Genomic DNA, 16706 nt, shown 5'->3' with positions numbered 1-16706 from the left:
GAGGTTTTTTACAATATGCATTCAAGCCAAAATTTGTCGATATATGTGCACATTCCTTTTTGTGCGCGCAAATGTCTTTATTGCGATTTTTTGTCTTTTACGGCGGAAAAGGAGCTGATCAATCGGTATTTTGATGCCCTTTCCAAAGAAATCTGTTTAAATGCGGATACATACAAGGATTACACGGTAAAGTCGGTGTTCTTCGGAGGAGGAACACCTTCCTTACCTGATGCCGAGTATATCTGCGACATTCTTGATCTGTTACATTCCAAATTTATTTTCGGTGAGGACGCCGAGATCACGATCGAGATGAATCCCGGAACAGTCTCTTTTGACAAGCTGATAAAATACAAGGCTGCCGGTATCAATAGGCTCAGCATAGGAGCACAGTCTTTTAATGACGATGAGCTAAAGAAGCTCGGAAGGATACACGATTTTGCTACGTTTATTAAGACCTATGAGGCTGCAGTTGAAGTGGGATTTGAGAATATCAATATCGACCTGATGAGCGCTCTTCCGGGGCAGAGCCTTGAGACTTATCTTTCGACTTTGAAAAAGGCAGTTGAGCTTAAGCCTACGCATATTTCGGCTTACAGCCTTATTGTGGAGGAAGGCACGCCCTTTTTTGACATGGAGCTTGATCTTCCGGATGAAGACACAGACCGCCTTATGTACCATGAGACCAAGAGAATCATTGCAGAGAGCGGATATCACAGATATGAGATCTCCAATTATGCCTTCGGAGACGGTGAAAAGAATGAGTGCTATCACAACAAGGTTTACTGGGAGCGCGGAAATTATCTCGGTCTGGGGCTTGGCGCATCTTCGATGATAGAAAATGTGCGATTTAGCAATATCACTGATATAATGGAATATATTGGTAGGCTTTCAGCCTCGGAGAGCGTTGTCTCGGAAAAAGAAGAGCTTTCTTTTGAATCTCAAATGGAGGAGTTTATGTTCTTGGGACTGCGGCTTGTAAAGGGCGTTGACATGGATCTTTTTTACAGGCAGTTTGGAAAAAAGGCAGAGGATGTCTACGGAGATGTTATCGTAAAGTACAAAACACTCGGACTTATCGAGATAGACGGAAACAGATTAAGGCTTACCGAAAAGGGGCTTGATGTCAGCAATACGGTAATGGCGGAATTCTGCTTTTGACAGGGTAAAAGAGCTTAAGCGGAATCGAATATAATAAATTGGGGAAAAGGGGAATACGATGAATTACAATTTCTTTGCACTTATTTCAAGAATGAAATACATAGACAGGTGGGCACTTATGCGTAACACCAGGCAGGAGAATCTCTGCGAGCATTCGATGGAGGTTGCGATGATCGCGCATGCTCTTTGTACCATAGGAAATGTGCGCTACGGCAAGAATCTCGATGCCAATAAGGCTGCTCTTATAGGGCTTTATCACGATGCTTCCGAGATTATAACCGGAGATATGCCTACGCCCGTTAAATATTTTAATAAAGACTTGAAGAAAGCTTATAAGGAAGTTGAAGCGATTGCGGATGATAAGCTTCTTGAAAAACTTCCGAATGACTTAAGACCTTCTTTTGAAGCTATTTTCAAGGCAGATGATAATGACGATGAGCGCTATATGAGAAGGCTGGTAAAAGCTGCGGACAAGCTGTCGGCCCTTATCAAGTGCATGGCTGAGACAGGTGCGGGCAACAGCGAGTTCAGGACGGCCAAGGAGAGTACGGAGAAGACGATAAGAAGTCTTTATCAGGAACTTCCCGAGGTTCTCGACTTTGTAAATGAGTTCCTGTCTTCATATGGCAATACTTTGGATGAACTTACCTGATTGTCATTGATTTTTTATCTGGTAAGAATGATAATTATATGTAAATAGAAGGTTTTTTTTCGGAGGAGAAAGAAGGCATGCTTTTTATTAAGTGTGATGAGTTAAAACCGGGGATGAGGCTTGCAAGGCCGATTTACAGCAAGAAGGGAGCTCTTTTGTATGATAGGGCGCATGTTCTTAAGGATATGCAGAGTATTGAGAATATCAAGAATTTCGGCCTTATCGGTGTCTTTATCTTAGAGCCCGCGGAGCCTGTTCCACCCATGACACAGGATGATATTGAATTTGAGCGGTTTCAGACGGTTATGTACCACGAGATCATGGATGAAATGGAACATATCGTCAAGACCCATAAGCAGGAGCGCTTTCCGAATATTTGCGCTCAGATAATCAAGAGCTACGGCAATCTCAACAAGAAGATCACATTTCAGCAGGCTCTCAGAAGCACGGAAGATTATATTTACAAGCATTCTTTAAATGTCGGCATTTTGAGTGCTATGATATGCCATTCGCTCGGCGTATCGCTGTCAGACCAGAACGAAGCGGTTATGGCGGGAGTTATCCATGATATCGGTAAGCTCACGCTCAGCGCAGAGCTTCAGTCCAAGCTTAATTGCTCGCAGGAAGAGCTTTCCGTTATAGATGCTCATGAGGTTGCGGGATATCCGATCATTGACGATGCATTTTCTTTTTTGCCTAACGTAAGACGTGCTTGTAATCAGTCGAGAAAGATTCTTTATGATTATTGGCGCAACAATATAGTTGATACTAGCAAGGCTCTTATTTCTGCCAAGGTGCTTGTCGTTGCGGGTATCTTTGACAAGGAGACTGCGGTTAGAGTTGATGATGCGCCTATTTCAGAGGTGCTTGTCATCAGAAGAATGATGCAAAGAAGCGATGTTTTCGATCACAAGGTTGTAAAAGCGCTTGTTGATTCGCTCAACATTCTTGTTCCCGGCGTAAGCGTTGAGCTTAACACCGGTGAGAAGGCGCTTGTTATCAGGACCAACGAAGCCGATTTCTTAAGACCTACAGTGCTTAGCTTTAAGGATAATACCATTATCGACCTCTCCAACACGGGAGCATATGGTAATCTCGAGATAGTAGATATCATGAAAACAATGGACAACCGCTATATCATGGATACTTCCAAGATGAAAGCTCTTGGAATTACCGTTGATGAGCCTGAGTATGTCTGATGCAGAAGGGGTACTATGTCAAAGATTGAAGAGATCCTAAAAGAAGCAAAAGATAGAGGAGCGTCCGATGTTCATATCACTGTCGGTCTTCCTCCCAAAATGAGACTTAACGGCAATCTTATAGCAATGGACAACTATGACAAGATGATGCCTGCCGACACTCAGGAGATCGCGGAAGAGATCATGAATGAGAAGCAGAGGCAGAAGCTTGAAGAGAACGGACAGCACGATATGTCTTTTTCCATTCCGGGAGTAGGACGTTTCAGGCTTAATCTCTTTAGGCAAAGAGGTTCAGTTGCTATGGCTTTCAGAGTTGTTGCGACCAAGATACCGACAGCGGAGAGCCTCGGAATACCTGAGACTGTAATAGATCTTTATAAGAAAAAAAGAGGACTCGTACTTGTCACGGGACCGACCGGAAGCGGTAAGTCTACGACGCTCGCTTCCATTATCGATATGATAAACAACAACAGGGAAGCGCATGTAATAACGCTTGAAGACCCTATTGAGTTCACATACCAGCACAGGCTTTCTATCGTTAACCAAAGAGAGATCGGCACGGATTCCAATTCGTATGCCAATGCGCTAAGAGCGGCACTTCGTGAGGATCCGGATGTCATTCTTGTCGGAGAGATGAGAGATCTTGAGACTATAAGCACAGCCATCACAGCTGCAGAGACAGGACATCTTGTACTTTCTACCGTTCATACTATCGGAGCATCCAACACGGTCGACAGACTTATCGATGTATTTCCCTCTCATCAACAGCAGCAGATCAGGATTCAGCTTGCGGGAGTACTTGAAGCGGTTATTTCCCAGCAGCTTATTCCTTCGGAAGACGGCGTATCAAGAAGCGCAGCCTTCGAAGTGCTTCATGTCAACAGCGCTGTGAGAAACCTCATCCGTGAGGGCAAGTCTCATCAGCTTATTACTTACATGCAGACGTACAGGAAGCAGGGCATGATCACGATGGACGATGCAATACTCGAGCTTTACAGAGCACAAAAGATCTCTCGCGAGATGGCTCTTCAGTTCGCTCAGGATCCCGAGACCATGCAGAATAAGATGCTGCGGTGATAGGTGGTGCGCCGCGGAAGCGTTATTGGCGGCATGCACATATTGGCAAGATTTGAGCTTAGCACTTGGTGCTGGGCTCTTTTTTATTACTTTCCTGCAAGGAGCGGTCAACATCTGGATCAGAGAATGGTAGCGCTTTATCCCGCTCCTGCTTGGGCGTAGTTTATCAGCCGGAAAAGGATTGTCAATCCCAAAGCCGCTCTGCGGTGCGCTTTGCGCAGGATTGACAATTCTTTTTCTCGACTGATAATTCGTTGATCAAGCAGGAAAGGAATAATGTGGCAGAAATACCTACGATGCGAGTGGGGGGACTACGGGGCAGAATGCTGTTGGGCTCGCGGAACCGTAAAAATTCGGGTGGATTTACGGGAGCAAATTAAGTTTGGCGCTGCAACCCGTAAAAAGTCGACAGATGCACCGCCTGAGGAGAAAAACAAGCGTAGCGGCGGTACGGAAGTAGAGGAAAGCACCGCCTGGAGAGAAAAAAGAGCGTGGAGGCGGTACGAAAGTCGAGAGAAGTACCGCCTGGAGAGAAAAAAGAGCGTAGCGGCGGTACGAAAGTCGAGGAATGCACCGCCTGAGAAGAAAAAAGAGCGCAGCGGCGGTAATTATTGCCGATTATATGCCGCCGGGAGGCAGTTTCGTTTTTGGTTCAGATATTTACAAATCCACCAAGATTTGATACATTATTCTTCGTGATAATTCTTTAAGAAGATCACTTCGTTCGAGGTGATTTTTCCCAAGATTTGATTTTTAAATGACAAAAGGCATGAACAATTAAAAAGAGAAAAGAGGAAGTAGATGTTTAGTTCAATTACTTCGGGAGCCGTTAGAGGCATTGACTCTTACATTATGCAGGTTGAGGTCGATGTGTCGGATGGGCTGCCCGGGTTCAATATGGTTGGTTTTATGAGCGGCGACGTGAAGGAGGCGGGCGCCAGAGTTAAAGTTGCGTTAAAAAACGTTGGTTACAAGGTTCCGGTAGCAAAGATCACAGTGAATCTTTCGCCGGCGGATATAAGAAAAGAAGGAATTGTTGTGGATTTGCCGATCGCGGTTGGTATTTTGACAGCGACGGGAGAGCTCAAAGAGGACGCGGTAGAGGGGATATTGTTTCTTGGGGAGATAGGGCTTGACGGAGATATACGCCCGATAAAAGGAACTCTTCCCATAGTTACAAAGGCTAAGAGTAAAGGCTACAAGACAATTATCCTGCCTAAGAAGAATGCCAAAGAGGGTGCAGTCGTGCCGGGTATGAAGATTGTGGGGATCAGTTCGCTTCAGGAGGTGATTGCTTACCTTTCAGCTGGAGAGATGGAGCGGGACGAGCTTATTCCACCGACGAAGGTTGATATAAAGAGTCTTTTTACTGAAAAAGATATCTACGATGACAAGCTCGATTTCTCCGATATAAACGGACAGGCGGGAGCTAAAAGAGCTGCTGAGATAGCTGCGGCGGGATTCCATCATCTTTTACTGGTGGGACCTCCGGGAACGGGAAAAAGCATGATAGCAAAGAGAATGCCGACTATCCTACCTCCGCTTTCGGAAAGTGAGAGCATGGAGGTTACCTCGATTTATTCCGTAGCAGGAAGAATGCCCGATAATAAGGCACTTATAACAAAAAGACCTTTCATGAGCACTCATCACATGGTGACGGAATCGGCGCTTGTAGGAGGCGGAGGACTTCCAAGGCCGGGGCTCATCTCGCTTGCGCACAGAGGAGTTCTTTTTTTGGATGAGATGCCTGAGTTTTCGAGGTCACTTATTGATATGCTAAGGCAGCCCATGGAAGATAAGGTTGTCAATATAACCAGAAATAAAGGGACGTATTCATATCCAGCAGATTTCCAGCTTGTAGGTGCGATGAATCCATGCCCTTGCGGATACTATCCCGATAGGAACAAGTGCAGCTGTTTGCCCAAAGAGATCAAGAGATATTTGTCTCACATATCGGGTCCCATACTGGACAGAATAGATATAGTGGTGGAAGTTCCCAAGGTTGATATCGCCGATCTTTCAAGCAATGTCAAAAGAGCCGGTGAATCAAGTAAACAGATTCGTGTAAGAGTGATGAGAGCAAGAAAGATTCAGGAAGAAAGATTTGCCGGAACAAAGATTTCTTTTAACTCGCAGATGACTCCTAAAGAGATTGAGAAATACTGTAAGCTTGGAACTATTGAGCAGGCCTTTATGGAACATACTTTTTGCGCAATGGACTTAAGTGCAAGGACCTATCATAAGGTTCTTAAGCTTGCGAGGACGATAGCTGATCTCGATGGAGCTGAGAATATAGAGAAGATACATCTTATGGAAGCTTTTAGCTACAGAATGTCCGACGGACAATATTGGAACAGCAGAGAGGAAAGTGAATGATAAACAGCATAACAGAAAATGATTACGCGCTTTGGCTTTTTAATGTAAAAGGAATTGGGAATAAGTCCATAGATAAGCTTCTTTGCGGAGACAGAACCTGCAAGGAGATTTATAACATGGACAGGAAAGAGCTTTCTATGTTTCTGAGTGCCAAACAAGTCGAGTCACTTATAAAGTCAAGAAACGTTTGGGACTTTGAAAAAGAAAGACAAAAGCTTACAAATAAAGGAATCAGATTCATTTCGAGAATTGATGATGAATATCCGGAAAAGCTAAAGGATATAGCGGATCCGCCGTTTGCGCTATATGTAAAAGGGCGGCTTCCCGATCCCGGCAAACCGTCTGTTGCGATCATAGGAGCAAGAATGTGTTCTGAGTACGGAAGATATATGGCAAGGCAGCTCGGAAGAGGACTGGCTTTTGCCGGAGTTCAGGTTATAAGCGGAATGGCAAGAGGAGTGGACGGTATAAGCCAGAAGGCGGCAATGCAGGCGGGAGGAACATCTTTTGGGATTGTTGGAAGCGGCGTGGACGTATGCTATCCCGATGACAACAGAGATATATATGAGGAATTGTGCATTAGCGGAGGTGTGATTTCGGAATATCCACCCGGAACACAGCCCAAAGCAAGCTTTTTTCCTATGAGAAACAGGATAATCAGCGCGCTTTCGGATGTTGTTGTGGTTGTGGAAGCAAGGCGCAAATCCGGAACGCAGATTACGGTGGATACCGCGCTTGAACAGGGAAAAGAGGTTTTGGCGTGCCCGGGAAGGCTGACGGATCGGCTGAGCGATGGCTGCAATTACTTGATAAGCCAGGGTGCCGGTGTAGTTATTGATGTAAATGATGTCATCGACAGGCTCTGGCATGTGAGGAGTCGCGCGGCGTCGCAAAACAGAGCACTTCAGATGCCTGCCGCGACTACGCAAGCCCCGTCCACAGAGACTACTTTTGCAGAGCCGGATTCCGAAGAAGCCATTGAAACCGCGATTCTTGAAAGTGTTGACGTAATTCCGATTTCTTCTTCAAGCATTATGGAGAAGATTTCGGAGAGGGGAGTCGAGATTTCCATTCCGGAACTCATGAAGAAACTTTTTGACATGAGTAGTATGGGAAAACTCTCACAAAATGGGGTTTACTTCTTAAAAAGGGAGTTTTAAGCGGAAAATCGGGAAACGTTCCCGGTAACGATACCGAAACTCGAAAAAGTCAATGTGCATTTTATATAAATCGATCGTCAATTAATCATAGAATGTGCTTTATTGACAAAAAACCGTCTAAGTCATAAGCTAATTTTAGAGCAACCGTTTGCGCAATAGCGTGCAAGCGGAATGTCAATTATGGAGGGTTTAAAATGAAAAAGAGATTGGTTTCAGTTTTGATGGCTGCTACAGTCTTAGCTACATTGTTTACCGGATGCGGTGGCAAGAAGAGCGAGTTTGGTAGCGGAGAAGTTAAAGTTTGGGTTGCTGATAATGTTGTTGATTTCACCAACAATCAGATCAATGAGTTTAAGAAAGCTCATCCCGAATTTGACGGATATACATTCAATGTTGAAGCTACAGGTGAAGGCGATGCAGCCGGCAATATGATCACAGACGTTAAGGCAGGTGCCGATATCTATGTATTTGCTCAGGACCAGATCGCAAGACTTGTTTCAGCAGGAGCACTTGAGGAAGTTGAGCCTGAGAATGCCAAGAAGGTTAAGGCTGAGAACGATGCCGGTGCCGTTGCGGCAGCTACAGTTGGTGAGAAGCTCTATGCTTATCCCATCACTTCCGATAACGGATATTTCCTTTATTATGACAAGAGCGTTGTAAAGGATCCTTCATCACTTGAAGGCATCATTGCTGATTGTGAGGCAGCAGGAAAGAACTTCTACTTTGAAGCTAATTCCGGTTGGTATCAGACAGCATTCTTCTTCGGAGCAGGCGCTCAGCTCTCATATGAGACTGACGATGCCGGTAACTTCACAAAGTGTAATGCTTCTTATGCATCACCTGAAGGTGTTGTAGCGCTTAAGGAGATCATCGAGGTTACATCTTCAAAGGCTTTCAAGAACGGTTCAGCTATCAGCAATGCAACAGACGTTGGTGCTATCGTAGACGGAACATGGGATGCAGAGGCAGTTAAAGAAGTATTTGGTGACAACTACGCATGTGCTAAGCTTCCTTCATTCGAGGGAGCAGACGGCAAGACATATCAGATGAGCGGATTCGGTGGATTCAAGCTTCTTGGTGTTAAGCCTCAGGAAGATGAGAACAAGCTCGCTGTATGTGATGCACTTGCAGAGTTCCTTTCAAGCGAAGAAGTTCAGCTTGCAAGATACGAAGCAGTTAACTGGGGACCTTCAAACCTCAAAGCTCAGCAGTCTGACGTTGTTAAAGCCGATGTAGCTCTTTCAGCACTTGCAGATCAGCTTCAGTACACAATCCCTCAGGGACAGTATCCCGGAGAGTACTGGGATCTTGCTAAGTCACTCGGAGATTCTGTTATCGCAGGAGAGATCTCAGCAGCATCAAGTGATGACGATCTCAACAAGGCTCTTTCAGATTTCCAGACAACATGTGAGAGTTACGCTAAATAATTAAACGGATAAAAAGACTATGTGGGCTCGGATTCGTAATGTTTCCGAGCCTATATAATAATTTAGAGCAATTAAAAGAAAAGGAGCTGAATATGGCACGGGGTACCAAGGAAAAGAAAAAGAACGCGCTTCTTTCAGGGTTAAGGGAGATAGGAACTACTTTTAAAGAAGGGGATATAAAGACCAGATTGTCATACTTTATATTTGGTCTGGGTCCGATCCTCAGAGGGCAGATCCTCATAGGGGTGACGCTTTTGTTATGCGAGGTTTTGTTCATCGTATACATGGCAGCCTTTGGATGGGGATATCTTTCCAAGATAACTACTCTCGGAACGACTTTGACACATAAGGTTGGAAGAAAGACAGTATACGGAGACAACAGTTTTCTTATCCTGCTGTTCGGTGTCCTTAGCGTGTTTGCGGTTATGGCGCTGATAGCTATCTGGTATCTGAATGTAAAAGAGAATCGCAAAGAGGAGCTTTTACTCAAAGAAGGAAAGACTCTTCCTACGAATAAAGCCGTCTTCATGTCTCTTTTTGATGAGAATTTCCATAAGACACTTCTCGCCATTCCGGTGACGGGAATTTTTGTGTTTACAGTGCTTCCCATAGCATTTATGATCCTCGTCGCGTTTACCAACTACGACAAGAATCATCAATCGCCATCCAATCTTTTTACCTGGGTAGGACTTGATAACTTTAAGAATATCTTATCCTTCGGAACTCAGGGAATGGGCTCTACTTTCGTAAGAGTTTTGGCATGGACACTTGTGTGGGCATTCCTCGCAACGTTCGTTGACTATTTCCTCGGACTTGGAGTTGCAATGCTCATCAATAAAAAAGGAATCAAATTCAAAAAACTGTGGAGAACGATCCTAGTACTTACCATTGCCGTTCCGCAGTTCGTATCTCTTTTGTACATCATGAGATTGTTTGCACCCGACGGACTTATAAACGGATACCTCATTAAATGGGGACTCATAAAGAGCTATATTCCGTTCTGGGCGGATCCGATGCTTGCAAGGATAACTATCCTGGTAGTAAATATCTGGATCGGAATTCCTTACATGATGCTTATCACTACGGGTATTCTCATGAATATCCCCGAGGACCTTTATGAGAGCGCAAGGATAGACGGAGCCAGCGGATGGCAGATGTTTAGGCGTATCACGCTTCCATACATGATGTTTGTAACAGGTCCTTATCTGCTTACCCAGTTTACGGGTAACCTCAATAACTTTAACGTAATCTATCTTCTCACTCAGGGAAGACCGCAGTCCATGAGTCTTAAGGGCAACGCGGGCAATACGGATCTTCTTGTTACATGGCTTTATAAGATGACCGTAAACGAGACCAATTACAAGATGGCAGCCGTAATAGGAATCATGGTATTTATCGTTACCGCCGTGGTTATGTTATCTGTTTACAACAGGCTTCCGTCTGTACGTGATGAGGAGGGATTCCAATAATGAAAAAGAAAAGAGCGATCGAAAATGCAGTGACCTATGCGGTCCTAATAATCATAAGCATCATATGGCTGTTCCCGTTTGTGGGACTTGTGCTTCAGAGCTTCAGAAGCTATGCCACAGAATACGGCGGAATGGTCAACTATCTTGTGCCTAAATCATTTTCGCTTGATAACTATAAATTCCTGTTTTCGGGAGAGACCAATTATGTAAGATGGTATGCCAATACGCTTATTATCGCGTTTTTTGTGGCACTCTTCCAGACTATCATCATTCTCTGTGTAAGCTATGCGCTTTCAAGAATGAGATTTACGGGACGTACATTCCTCATGAAATTCTGGCTTATACTCGGAATGTTCCCCGGCTTCCTTACCATGATATGTCTGTACTTCCTTTTAAAGCAGTTCGGACTCACTCAGGAAGGTGCGGTTCCCGGACTTATCCTTGTATCTATAGCAAGCTCCGGAATGCAGTATTATGTCTGCAAAGGCTTTTTTGATACTATTCCGAAGGCGCTTGATGAAGCCGCAAGGATTGACGGAGCATCAAGAGCAAGGATCTTCGTTTCCATGATCCTTCCTATAATCAAGCCCATCATTATCTACACCGCATTGGTAGCATTTATGGCACCTTGGTGCGACTACGTATTTGCTTCTTATGTAGCTTTCGGACATGATCCGAGCTACAACGTAGCGGTTGCGATGACAAGATGGGTATGGACCAATGACTACCAGGGTTATTTCACAAGATTCTGCGCCGGTGGCGTACTAATATCAGTTCCTGTAACTTTGTTGTTTATGTTCCTTCAGAAGTACTATGTTGAAGGTGTTACGGGCGGTGCTGTAAAGGGCTGATGTAACAGAGCTTGTGCACATGCTTCGTCCCCCACGAGGTAACAATATGTCCGGAAAAAAGATCACGATATCTGACATCGCCAATGCACTTGGAATCTCCAAGACGACGGTCTCAAGAGCCATCTCGGGAAAAGGAAGGATAGGCTCCGGGACCAAGGACAAGGTGATGGATTATGTGGAAAAGAATAACTACGAGCCCAATATGACGGCCAAGGCGCTTGCAGGTCAAAGGCATTCGGGTAAACAGCGAACTTACAATCTCGCTGTTGTCTGGCCCGATGATTACAGCGCTATGGAGATTCCCTTTTTCCAAAAACTGATTGTAGGTATAGCTGAGATCGCGGCTAACTACGGCTACGACATCATGCTCACGATGGCGGCGGACGACAACATTACGGGGCTAAAGAGAATAGTTGAAAACCACAAGGTTGACGGAGCCATTCTCACAAGAACTCTTGTTGACGATGTTCCTGCAGTGTATCTTAAGGAGCGCGGGGTTCCTTTTGTGGTTGTCGGAAGCACTAATTATCAGGATGTACTTTGGATAGATAACGATAATTATGATGCTTGCGTCGAGCTTGTTGAATTTCTTTTGGGAAAAGGACTTAAGAGGCTGGCTCTTATCGGAGGCTCCAAGAATCATATAATCACAAGAACAAGGTTTAAGGCATTTCGTGATGCACACGAGAAGCTTGGGCTTAAGATCGACGAGGGGGCGGTGTATCTTGATATCGAGAATACATCCAAGCTCGATGATGCGATAAAAGATATTTTGAACAAGGATGTGGACGGAATTGTCTGCATGGACGACGGCTTTGTCGGGGAAGTGCTCACAAAGTGCGCGGAAGCAGGCGTTCGGATTCCCGAAGATATTAAGATTGCATCTTTTTACGACAGCACTTTTTTGGAAAATTCAAGGCCTCCTGTTACTGCGCTGCGGTTTAACGACAGGAACCTGGGAGCAGTTACGGCATCTTCGCTTATAAGATCGATCGAAGGTGAGAAGGTGTCCGGTCAGATGCTCAAAAACCACGAGATAATGATCCGTAAGAGTACAGAGACAGAATAACAAAAAGATAAGGCTAATAAGCCTATAGTTTCATTTGATAATGAGGTTTTTTGTATGCATATAGATAAAGACTCCAAGATATCTTTTGACCCGATAAGCATTTTGGTTGACGGAAAGCGCTGGTATCCCATGATGGGTGAGATGCATTTTTCAAGATGTACCAAGAAGTATTGGGAGCAGGAACTTCTCAAGATGAAAGCGGGCGGGATAGATATAGTTTCGCTTTATGTCATTTGGATCCATCATGAAGAGATTCATGGTGAATTTGATTTTACGGGCGACAGGTGCCTTAGGGATTTCCTCGAGACCGTTAAGAAGTGCGGCCTTTACAGCATCTTAAGGATAGGTCCTTGGGCGCACGGCGAAGCAAGAAACGGCGGCTTTCCCGACTGGCTTTTAAAGGACGGAGAAGAAAACGGCTACGAAGTAAGAACCGATAATCCAAGGTATCTTGAACATGTAAGAGCTTTTTATGAAAATACCTATGAACAGGCGAAGGGTCTTTTTATCAAGGACAACGGTCCCGTTATCGGTATCCAGATAGAAAACGAATACGGCCACTGCGGCGGTAAGACCGGCGAAGAAGGCGAGCAGCACATGAAGACTCTTAAGTCTATGGCTTTGGAGATTGGTTTTGATGCGCCTTTATATACGGCAACCGGCTGGGGCGGCGCGGTAACAGGCGGAATGGTGCCTGTTATGGGCGGTTACTGTGAGGCTCCGTGGGATCAAAGACTTACCGAGATCGAGCCAAGCGGCAACTATATATTCACAAGAGAGAGAAACGATCATAATATAGGATCCGACTACGGACTCGGCGTCGGCATCACGTTCGATCAGGATAAATTCCCGTTCTTAACGGCTGAGCTTGGAGGCGGACTTCAGGTTACTCATCACAGAAGACCTATCGCCAAGGGGCTTGATACAGCTGCAATGACGATGACCAAGATAGGTTGCGGAGCTAATCTCCTGGGATATTATATGTACCATGGCGGAACCAATCCCAAGGGTAAGCTTACAACGCTTCAGGAGACGAGAGAATCAGGCTACCCCAACGATCTTCCCGCATATTCCTATGACTTTAATGCTCCCCTTAGAGAGTACGGTCAGATGGAGGATACCTACAGAGAAGTCAGGATGATCGCAAGCTTTATACATGATTTCGGCGATGATCTTTGTGACATGCCTTACACGGAGCAGCCCGGCAATCCTCTTAAGCCCGGTAATCTTACCGACCTAAGAACTTCCGTAAGATACAAAAAGAGAAAAGATTCCAAAGGAAATGCGTATAACAGCGGATATCTTTTTGTGAATAATTATCAAAGACGATATAAGATGGCACTTCACAAGGATATCGCTCCGACTGCGTACAAAGAGGACGGAACCGAGCTTGCTTCTTTTGCTAAAAGAGATATCGCGGACGGTGACTTTTTCTTTTATCCGTTCGGAATGCCTGTAGGTGACAATGCGCTTATCACGATCGACGCTACACCACTTTGCATTATTAACAATGTAGACGGCAAAGACCATAAGGCATACGTTTTTTATACGGATACAGACAGAGAAGTTTCTTTTGACATTGAAGGCGATACCGAAGGAAACAAGATCATTGTCCTTACAAGGAACGAGGCGCTGGCTTCTTCTAAAGTTAAGATCGGTGGCAAAGAGCATCTTTTGATCTCGGAGGCTATGCCTGTTGCGGCAGCAGACGGCAAACTGCAGCTTTATTTTGATGTGGCCAAGGGCGAAAACAAAAAGCCTTCATTCAGGGCGTATCCCGAGCTTAAGAAGACTCAGGGAAGCTTTTTGCTGGACAAAAAATGCAATGTATCCGGCACTTTTGCAGACGGAGATGCATTTGCGTTATATGAGTGCAAGGATAAATATGTAAATGACGGCGAAGTATCTTTTTCCTTTGAAGACGGAGAAGGACACATAAAGGTTAGCGGTAAGATGCCGCATATGAACGAGCTTTTCATGCACATAGCTTACGCCGGAGACAGCGCGGTCATCAAAAAAGACGGTGAGATCATAGCCGACAACTTCTATACGGGTCAGAAGTGGGAGGTCGGTCTCGACAGATTCATGGGCGATAACGGCTGTGCTGCTTTTGAGATAGATATTAAGCCTTTAAATAAGGACGATAAGATCTATCTTCAGGAGTGGCCCGAAATGAATAAGGATAAGGGCTTTGCGTGCAGGCTCGAGAGTATAGAATTATTTGCTCAATATCGTATCAATATTGACTAAAAAGAAGTATAATATTGGTAACGTATTTTAGCTTTTAAATGCTTTAAGTGTCGAGGACAAAGCATGCTTTATAACTACTACTTTGATATCTGCGCCTTGTGTACTTTAGCAACGGTAGCAATAACCTCTCTGTCGAGAAGGCGGGTTCCAGCTTACAGGCAGAGGGCTTACTCGTTGCTTTTTTTTGCTGCGTGCATGGCTACGATATCAGAGTGTATTGAGTCTACACTGCAGCTCCATCCCATTGACGCGCCTTGGTATAATCCGTTTGAGATGATATGCGGATCGGTGTATTTCCTTGCGCATCTGGGAACAGGTATCAGCTATCTTTTGTATATCATGTCGGTTCTTGATATTTTTTTTGACATAAAGACGATCAAGGGATTTTTTGCGCTTTACTTCGGATTTTTCCTTGGAACGTTGCTTGTCATTGTCAACTGGATCCATCCGATTCTTTTCCATTACACCAAAGAGGGTCTGTATCAAAGAGACAGCCTTATCATAATGTTCTATCTCATCGCGTTTTATTACATGGGCTTTGGAATAGCGCTTGTGCTTAAATACGATAAGCTGATGAGATTAAAGACCAAGGTGATAGTGCTTGCCTATGTCGGACTAACCCTTTTCGGAATCATTTTCCAGTACTTTAATCCCGATATTCTTATCGAAAATTTCTACAGTGCGATCAGTGTTGCACTTGTATTTATAACGCTTCAAAATCCCGGAGAACTCGTTGATGAGAATCTCAATATCCTCAACAGAAAAGCCTTTTTTGAAGGCCTTGATCTTAAGATAAAAAGAAATATCCCGTATTATACGGTTTTTGTTTCGATCGACAACGTGAGAGCATTAAGCTCAGAGATCGGTTATTCGCAGGCTCAGGCGGTTCTCAAAAAGATAGCGGATTATCTTAAACGCGCTGGAAGAAAAGAGATCAGACTTACAACCTATACCTACAGATTTTCCGATTATGTTTTTGCGATCATGGTTCATTCAGATAATGAAAAGAAGGCAAAAGAGCTTGCAAAGGCGCTTGCAAAGAGGACGGAAAAGTCTTTTGACGTATCGGGAATGACAATAAAGATTGACGGACACTGCTTTGTTATGAATTATCCGGAGCACTATAAGAGCGTCGCGGAGCTTATGACCAAGGTTGATGTTATCACGGAAGAGATTGCGGAGCTTGGTGATGTTTTTGTGGACATTGATACATTGGATCACGGTGAAAAGATGCTTCTTAAGGACTACGATTTCCTTGCAAGGGAGAACCTTGACGCCAAGAAAGCGGTGGTTAAGTTCCAGCCTCTTTTGTCCAAGATTTATAAGATCAATTACAATGCGGATTCCATCTGCTTTTTCTACGACAAGAACGGAAATGAGATCGATGTGAGAAATCATATTCCGGATATCGGAACTACACAGACGATAATGGATACCGACGAGTACGTGCTTAGGATGGCGGCTAGGTCGCTTGCATTCTGGAACGGCGGCGATAAGAACGGTAAATACAGAGCTGTTGTAGGAATGTGCCAGGGAGAGATTTCGAGAAACGACTTCGTAAGAAGAGTTAAGAGGATCCTGAGGGAAGAAAAGGCGGAGCCGTCCTGGATCAGTCTCAAACTGTCCGAGACCTGCCTGACAACCATGAATACAATAGCGGAGAGAAACATAAGGATGCTCGAAGACCTCAAGATCTCGATAATCGTGGACAGGTTCGGAAGCGGCTACGGCAATCTTTCCAAGATAATATCTCTCCCGATCATGCAGGTTAACATCTCGCCCGAAGTTATAAGAAACGCCATAGGCTCTGAGCAGATGTACAAGCTTGCGCAGGGCATAGTCAATCTCTTCCATGATATCAGCATCTTTGTATGCGCCTGTGATATCAGATCCAAGGAGGAAAAAGAGATGGCGGAGAAGCTCGGGTGTGATTTCCTTATCGGAGATTATCTCGGAGTGCCCATGAGTGACAGCTCTTATGTGAGATTTATAGATGAGTATTTTGAAAAGGGATGACG

General features: G+C 44.7%; 12 protein-coding genes. All 12 read left to right on the top strand.

Going from position 1 to position 16706, the window contains the following annotated elements; translation table 11 throughout:
* The first annotated feature begins 15 nt into the window (after positions 1 to 15).
* The 12 genes from hemW (at position 16) to D6853_RS06785 (ending at position 16704) form a co-directional block, all read left to right on the top strand.
* Positions 16 to 1158, top strand: coding sequence for a radical SAM family heme chaperone HemW (hemW, locus tag D6853_RS06845; RefSeq protein ID WP_120657288.1), 1143 nt, complete (start codon positions 16 to 18; stop codon positions 1156 to 1158).
* Between the two features lie 58 nt (positions 1159 to 1216).
* Positions 1217 to 1810 carry a 5'-deoxynucleotidase gene (gene yfbR, locus D6853_RS06840; protein ID WP_120657287.1) on the top strand — a complete coding sequence of 198 codons (594 nt, stop codon included), beginning with the start codon at positions 1217 to 1219 and terminating at the stop codon, positions 1808 to 1810.
* A 77-nt stretch (positions 1811 to 1887) separates the two neighbouring features.
* Complete coding sequence (locus D6853_RS06835) at positions 1888 to 3009, top strand: HD-GYP domain-containing protein (RefSeq protein ID WP_120657286.1); 1122 nt, start codon at positions 1888 to 1890, stop codon at positions 3007 to 3009.
* A gap of 15 nt (positions 3010 to 3024) precedes the next feature.
* The gene (locus D6853_RS06830) at positions 3025 to 4086 is read left to right on the top strand and encodes a type IV pilus twitching motility protein PilT (protein ID WP_120657285.1); all 1062 of its coding nucleotides are present in this window, start codon (positions 3025 to 3027) and stop codon (positions 4084 to 4086) included.
* An 801-nt stretch (positions 4087 to 4887) separates the two neighbouring features.
* Positions 4888 to 6462 carry a YifB family Mg chelatase-like AAA ATPase gene (locus D6853_RS06820; protein ID WP_120657283.1) on the top strand — a complete coding sequence of 525 codons (1575 nt, stop codon included), beginning with the start codon at positions 4888 to 4890 and terminating at the stop codon, positions 6460 to 6462.
* Entirely contained in the window at positions 6459 to 7622 is a 1164-nt protein-coding gene (gene dprA, locus D6853_RS06815) for a DNA-processing protein DprA (protein ID WP_120657282.1), read from the top strand. The genes D6853_RS06820 and dprA overlap by 4 nt, the downstream gene beginning before the upstream one ends.
* A 194-nt stretch (positions 7623 to 7816) precedes the next feature.
* Positions 7817 to 9049: an extracellular solute-binding protein gene (locus D6853_RS06810; RefSeq protein ID WP_120657281.1), complete on the top strand. Its 1233-nt coding sequence runs from the start codon at positions 7817 to 7819 to the stop codon at positions 9047 to 9049.
* 92 nt (positions 9050 to 9141) lie between these two features.
* Complete coding sequence (locus tag D6853_RS06805; RefSeq protein WP_120657280.1) at positions 9142 to 10518, top strand: carbohydrate ABC transporter permease; 1377 nt, start codon at positions 9142 to 9144, stop codon at positions 10516 to 10518.
* Entirely contained in the window at positions 10518 to 11369 is an 852-nt protein-coding gene (locus tag D6853_RS06800) for a sugar ABC transporter permease (protein ID WP_120657279.1), read from the top strand. The genes D6853_RS06805 and D6853_RS06800 overlap by 1 nt, the downstream gene beginning before the upstream one ends.
* Before the next feature lie 46 nt (positions 11370 to 11415).
* Positions 11416 to 12438: a LacI family DNA-binding transcriptional regulator gene (locus tag D6853_RS06795; protein ID WP_120657278.1), complete on the top strand. Its 1023-nt coding sequence runs from the start codon at positions 11416 to 11418 to the stop codon at positions 12436 to 12438.
* A gap of 54 nt (positions 12439 to 12492) precedes the next feature.
* Positions 12493 to 14688 carry a beta-galactosidase gene (locus D6853_RS06790; RefSeq protein ID WP_120657277.1) on the top strand — a complete coding sequence of 732 codons (2196 nt, stop codon included), beginning with the start codon at positions 12493 to 12495 and terminating at the stop codon, positions 14686 to 14688.
* Between the two features lie 174 nt (positions 14689 to 14862).
* Complete coding sequence (locus D6853_RS06785) at positions 14863 to 16704, top strand: EAL domain-containing protein (RefSeq protein WP_207667209.1); 1842 nt, start codon at positions 14863 to 14865, stop codon at positions 16702 to 16704.
* Positions 16705 to 16706: the final 2 nt, after the last annotated feature.

The sequence above is a fragment of the Butyrivibrio sp. X503 genome (genome assembly GCF_003625475.1).
Classification (GTDB): Bacteria; Bacillota; Clostridia; order Lachnospirales; family Lachnospiraceae; genus Butyrivibrio.
Note: the sequence above shows the minus strand (reverse complement) of the source record. Positions and strands in the feature narration are given on the sequence as shown.